The sequence below is a fragment of the Streptomyces panaciradicis genome (assembly GCF_023516615.1).
GTDB classification, from domain to species: domain Bacteria; phylum Actinomycetota; class Actinomycetes; order Streptomycetales; family Streptomycetaceae; genus Streptomyces; species Streptomyces panaciradicis.
Map to the genome: position 1 here is coordinate 1 of NZ_JAMGBF010000269.1, position 5,688 is coordinate 5,688.

4 protein-coding genes and 2 pseudogenes are annotated in these 5,688 nt (G+C 72.4%); 3 read left to right on the forward strand and 3 right to left on the reverse strand.

Annotated elements, in window-relative coordinates; genetic code table 11:
* Nucleotides 1–191: pseudogene (locus tag M8J74_RS43485) on the reverse strand (L-rhamnose isomerase); the annotation flags it as partial.
* Between the two features lie 265 nt (nucleotides 192–456).
* On the opposite strand from M8J74_RS43485, the gene M8J74_RS43490 reads away from it, so the two are divergent.
* Complete coding sequence (locus M8J74_RS43490) at nucleotides 457–3,090, forward strand: family 78 glycoside hydrolase catalytic domain (RefSeq protein ID WP_249841683.1); 2,634 nt, start codon at nucleotides 457–459, stop codon at nucleotides 3,088–3,090.
* Between the two features lie 77 nt (nucleotides 3,091–3,167).
* Here M8J74_RS43490 and M8J74_RS43495 read toward each other — a convergent pair whose 3' ends face one another.
* Nucleotides 3,168–4,043, reverse strand: coding sequence for an NmrA family NAD(P)-binding protein (locus tag M8J74_RS43495; RefSeq protein WP_249841684.1), 876 nt, complete (start codon nucleotides 4,041–4,043; stop codon nucleotides 3,168–3,170).
* Between the two features lie 165 nt (nucleotides 4,044–4,208).
* On the opposite strand from M8J74_RS43495, the gene M8J74_RS43500 reads away from it, so the two are divergent.
* Nucleotides 4,209–5,072, forward strand: a complete 864-nt coding sequence (locus M8J74_RS43500) for a LysR family transcriptional regulator (protein ID WP_249841685.1) — start codon at nucleotides 4,209–4,211, stop codon at nucleotides 5,070–5,072.
* Entirely contained in the window at nucleotides 5,069–5,434 is a 366-nt protein-coding gene (locus M8J74_RS43505) for a YciI family protein (protein WP_249841686.1), read from the forward strand. The genes M8J74_RS43500 and M8J74_RS43505 overlap by 4 nt, the downstream gene beginning before the upstream one ends.
* A gap of 15 nt (nucleotides 5,435–5,449) precedes the next feature.
* Here the strand turns inward: M8J74_RS43505 and M8J74_RS43510 are convergent.
* A pseudogene (locus tag M8J74_RS43510) lies at nucleotides 5,450–5,688 on the reverse strand (L-rhamnose isomerase); the annotation flags it as partial.

A 5,688-nucleotide genomic window follows, 5' to 3' on the forward strand; every position in this document is an offset into this window, starting at 1 on the left:
AGCGCCACCGTCGGCGCCACACCGGTGAATTCGTGCACCTTCGCCGCGTCCGCGAGCTTCTCCCAGGGGTCGCGGGGGACCCCGGGCTGGGCGAACACCTTGAACCGGGTCCCCGAGTTCCCGTAGGCCCACGACGGGGTTTCGATCCGCTGGGCCGCGAGCGCTGCCTTCGCGGCGGACAGGTCTGGCATGACCACCTCTGCACACTGTTTGAATCGTTTCAGGGAAAGTAGCCGCAGGTTCGCGACGACGTCAAGGTGTCGGGGCGACTCCGCCGAGTCGGCATCGTCAGACGGAAAGCTTTCGCCCGTCCGAACCCTTGACGGACGGCCGTGTCGCCTTCACGATGCGTGAAACGTTTCACGCAATCTTTCGGTATCAGTGACACGTGCCATCACCGAAATGCCCGAGGGCGGCCCGCCGTATCACCGCCGTCCGGGAGAAGGAGACCGTCCGATGAGGGTCACGGCCCCTGTTCTCGAACACCACCGCGAGCCCGTCGGTATCGGCGAGTCCCGGCCCCGCCTGAGCTGGCGCACCGAGACCGACGCGCCGGACTGGACGCAGCGGGCCTACCGCGTCGAGATCACCGATGCCGACGGCACGGTCCTCACCGACACCGGGCGCATCGAGGGCGCCGATTCCGTGCTGGTGGACTGGCCGGGCCCCCGGCTCGGCTCCCGCAGCCGGGTCGGGGTGCGGGTCCAGGTGTGGGGCGAGGGCGCAGAGGCGTCCGACTGGTCCCCGCTCACCCGGGCCGAGACGGGACTGCTCGACCGTACCGACTGGACCGCCCGCCCCGTCACCCCCGACCGCGACGCCTCCGACGCCCCCCTCCCCGTGGCGCTGCTGCACCGCACCTTCTCCCTCGGCAAGGCGGTCGCGTCGGCACGGCTGTACATCACCGCGTACGGCGTCTACGAGGCCGAGATCAACGGCAGCCCGGTCGGCGACCATGTCCTGGCCCCCGGCTGGACCTCGTACCACCACCGCCTGCGCTATCAGACCTTCGACGTCACCTCCCTCCTGCGCGAGGGCGACAACGCGATCGGCGCGCTGCTCGGCGAGGGCTGGTACACCGGCCGGCTCGGCTTCGGCGGCGGCCGCCGCAACCTCTACGGCGACCGGCGCGCCCTCCTCGCCCAACTGGAGGTCACCCACCCCGACGGAACCGTCACCACCGTCGCCACCGACGCGACCTGGCGCGCCACGACCGGGCCCGTCCTGCGCTCGGAGATCTACGACGGCGAGGTCCACGACGCCCGGCTCGCGCGCCCCGGCTGGTCCGAACCGGGCCACGACCTCGCCGACTGGACATCCGTCACCGAACTCCCGCTCCCCGAAGCCGAGTTGGTGGCGCCGACAGGCCCGCCCATGCGCCGCACCCAGACCGTCGCTCCGCTCGACGTGATCACCACACCGTCCGGCAGGACCGTCCTCGACTTCGGCCAGAACCTCGTCGGACGCCTGCGCATCCGGCTGTCGGGCCCGGCCGGGCACACGGTCACCCTGCGCCACGCCGAAGTGCTGGAACACGGCGAACTCGGCGTCCGGCCCCTGCGGCACGCCGCCGCCACCGACACGTACACGCTCGCCGGCACGGGCGTGGAGACGTACGAACCCCGCTTCACCTTCCACGGCTTCCGGTACGCCGAAGTCGACGGCTGGCCGGGTGAGTTCGACCCGGCCGCCGTCGAAGCCGTGGTCCTGCACACCGACATGGCGCGCACCGGCTGGTTCGCCTGCTCGCACGACCTGGTCAACCGGCTCCACGAGAACGTCGTCCAGGGAATGCGCGGCAACTTCCTGGACGTGCCCACCGACTGCCCGCAACGCGACGAACGCCTCGGCTGGACCGGCGACATCCAGGTCTTCGGCCCCACCGCGTCCTTCCTGTACGACTGCTCCGGCATGCTCGGAGGCTGGCTGCGCGATCTCGCCGCCGAACAGCTCGCCCGGGCCGACCGGGTCCCGCCGCTGGTCGTGCCCGACGTCCTGCCGTTCGACTTCGGCGGCACCCCGCACGCCGTGTGGGCCGACGTGGCGGTGCTGCTGCCGTGGACGCTGTACCGGCGCTTCGGCGACCTCGGGGTGCTGCGCGCCCAGTATCCGAGCATGCGCGCCTGGATGGAGGTGGCGGCCCGGCTCACCGAGGAGGGCGGCGGCCTGTGGCGGCAGGACTTCCAGCTCGGCGACTGGCTGGACCCGGCGGCGCCGCCCGAGGACCCGGGGGCCGCCCGCACCGACGGCGACCTCGTCGCCAACGCCTACGTCGCCCGCTCGGCCGACGTCCTCGCCGAGACGGCACGGCTGCTCGGGGAGAAGGACGACGCCGTGCGCTACGAGGAGCTCGCACGGTCCGTACGGGCGGCGTTCACCGAGGAGTTCGTCACCCCGGCCGGACGGCTCGCCAGTGACGCGCAGACGGCCTACGCGCTGGCGCTGTGCTTCGCCCTGCTGCCGACGGAACGCCAACGGCGGGGAGCGGCAGAGCGGTTGGCGTTCATCGTGCGCAAGGCCGGCTTCCGCATCGCCACGGGATTCGCCGGTACGCCGCTGATCTGCGACGCGCTGTGCGCGGCCGGGGAGCCGCAGTCGGCGTACCGGATGCTGCTGGAGGAGGGCTGCCCGTCCTGGCTGTATCCGGTGACCATGGGGGCCACCACCGTGTGGGAACGCTGGGACTCGATGCTGCCCGACGGCAGCATCAACCCGGGCGAGATGACCTCCTTCAACCACTACGCCCTCGGCGCCGTCGCCGACTGGCTCCACCGCACGGTCGCCGGTCTGGAGGCCGTCGAACCCGGCTGGCGCCGGCTGCGGATCGCCCCCGTGCCCGGCGGCGGCCTCACCTTCGCGCGGGCGGCGCACGAGACGCCGTACGGGCGTGCCGAGGCGGGCTGGCGGATCGAGGGGGACACCCTGGTCGTCGAGGTCCTGGTGCCGCCCAGCACGCGGGCCGAGATCCGCCTCCCCGGTGAGGACGAGCCGTTCGAGGTCGGCTCGGGCCGCCGTACCTTCCGGCGGCCGTACACCGCACCCGCCTGGCCGCCGGCGGCGATCCGGCATCTGTTCTCCGCCCCGGAGTGACCGTGGCATCCGTTCTCCGCCCCGGAGTGACGGCGGCCTTCGTTCTCCGCCCCGAGTGACCGTGCCGTCGGCGGTGCTCAGGCGAGGACCGCCGGCCTCAGCACCTCCTCGCACCACTGGCGGAAGCCGGTCGGGCTCGGCCGTGCGGTGCGGTGCTCCTCGTCGTAGGCCCCCTCGTTCTGGGCGACGGCCATGTCGGCCACACCCTGGGCCGAGGCCTCGCTCGCCCCGTTGTCGAGCATCATCGACTTGTACGCGTCGAGGGGAAGCTGCTGGTACCGGACCGTCCGCTCCAGCACTTCGCTGACGACTTCCGCCATGCCGTCGGGCGTGAGGGAGTCCGGGCTGACCACGGGTACACCGCCCTGTCCGCTCCACGAGCCGTCGAGCAGCAGCTCGGCGCCCCGTGCGGCGATGTCGCGGGTGGCGACGAGCGCGAGGGTGCGGTCCCGGTCGCTCGGCAGGAAGAAGGTGCCCCGGCTCTTGATCGCGTCGACTTGGCGGAGCAGGTTCTCCATGAAGAACGGAGGCCGCAGCGCCCGGGACTTCACGCCCGTGGCGGCGATCAGTTCCTCGGCGGCGCGCGCGGCCGACAGGTGCCCGGCGTTCTTCTCGATGCCGCGGCCCATGGTCGACACACTGACGACCCGGTCGACGCCGTTCGCGACGAGCGCCTCGCACGCCGACCGTGTCGGGTCCAGATAGTGGCGCTCGAGATCAACGGTGCGGTGGTCCGGCGGGATCACCCAGAACACGCCCTCCGCACCGGCGAAGGCCGCCATGAGAACACCGGGGTCGGTGTGCGAGCCCTGGACGACCTCGACCCGTTCACGCACCTCGGGGGAGAGCCGGCCGGGATCCCGCGCGATCAGGCGGACGGGGTGCCCGGCGTCGAGGACCCGGTCGACGACCTGTCCGCCGATCTGACCGGTGGGCGTGGTGATGACAAACATGCGGAAGCTCCAAAACGGTTCGCGGGAAAGGCGGTGCACGCCCGTCACCTGTGCCGGTACCGGGGGCCGCGTACCTCGATCCTGTGCCCGGACGCTCCTGCGGGGAAGGATCAGCGGGGTCCCGCTTGTTACCCTCCGGGTAACACCGAATGGAGGTGCCAGGCCATGGAGTCCCGGTCACTGCGCTACTTCGTCGCCGTGGCGGAGGAACTCAACTTCGCCCGCGCGGCCGAACGGCTGGGCATCTCCGCCCCGCCCCTGTCCCGCGCCATCCGCAAACTCGAGGCGGACCTCGGCATCACCCTCTTCGAGCGCACCACCCACAGCGTCGCCCTCACCCCGTCCGGCACCGTCCTGCTCTCGGAGGCCCGGATCGCCCTGGACGCCCTCCAGGCGGCCGGCCGGCGCGCCCAGCGTGCGGCCGACCCGAGCCCCAAGCTCGTCCTGGCGGTCAAGGCCGACGGTGACGCGGGTCTGCTGGAACCGATTCTGGCCCGCTTCGCCGCCGAGCCGGAGGCCCGGCCCGTCACGGTCCGCCTCTCCGGTTGGGGCGAGCAGGTCAGACTGCTGCGCGAGGGCGAGGCGGACGCGGCGCTCCTGTTCGGCCCCTTCGACCAGACGGGCCTGGACGCCGAAGTGGTGACCGTCGAGCCCCGCCTCGCCGCTCTCCCCGTCACCCACCCGCTCGCGGACCGGGACGACATCACCCTCGCCGACCTCGCCCTGCCCGGCGTGGTACCCGGCGACTCGCACGGCCTGTGCCGTTACCTGGACCTGATGATGGAGCGGCACTCGATCGCCGACCTCGCCCAGCTCCTCGCGCTCGTCGAACTCGGCAAGCTGGTGACCCTGCTCCCGGAGTCGGTCACGAGCCGCTATCCGCGCCCGGGCGTCCTCTACCGCACCGTCCCGGACGCCCCACCGGCCACCCTCTGCATCGCCTGGCCCCAGCAGTCCCGCTCGACGGCCACGGCGGCACTCGTCCGAGCGGCCACCTCGGTGGCCCGGGAATCGGAGGCGGCGGCATGAAGTACATGATCCTCATGTACGCCGACCCGGCGGCGACCGAGGCCATGACGCCCGCGGAACGCGCGGACGTCTTCCAGCGGCACGAGGCCCTCCACGAGGACCTGCGGGGCACCGGCGAGATGCTGAACGGCGCCGGACTGGCCTACCCGCGCGACACGACCACCCTCCGGTACGGCGAAGAAGCCGCCACCGGGACGAACGGCCCGCTCACCGGAGCGACCGAGCAGCTCACCGCCTACTACGTGGTCGAGTGCGCCACCCCGGAGCGGGCGCGGGAGATCGCCGGGCGCGTCCTCGACTTCCATGTCGTGGCCGTCGAGGTGCGGCCCGTCCACGACTCGTTCGGCATGGGAGAGGACTGACCTGCCGGGCCCGCCTCAGGCGCCCCAGCCGGCCTGCTGCCCGCCGACCCGTTCCTCGACGATCTTCTCCGCCCATCCGGAGCGGTGGTAGGCGGCGATGGGGTCGGGGTCGAGGCCCATCTCGGTGCGGACGTCGGCGAGGAGGGGGCGGACGTCGGTGTTGTAGGCGTCCATGAGGACGGCGTTGGCGGCCAGGACATCGCCTTCGCGCTGGGCGGTGGCGAGCGCGTCCCGGTCGACGAGGAGCGCCTTGG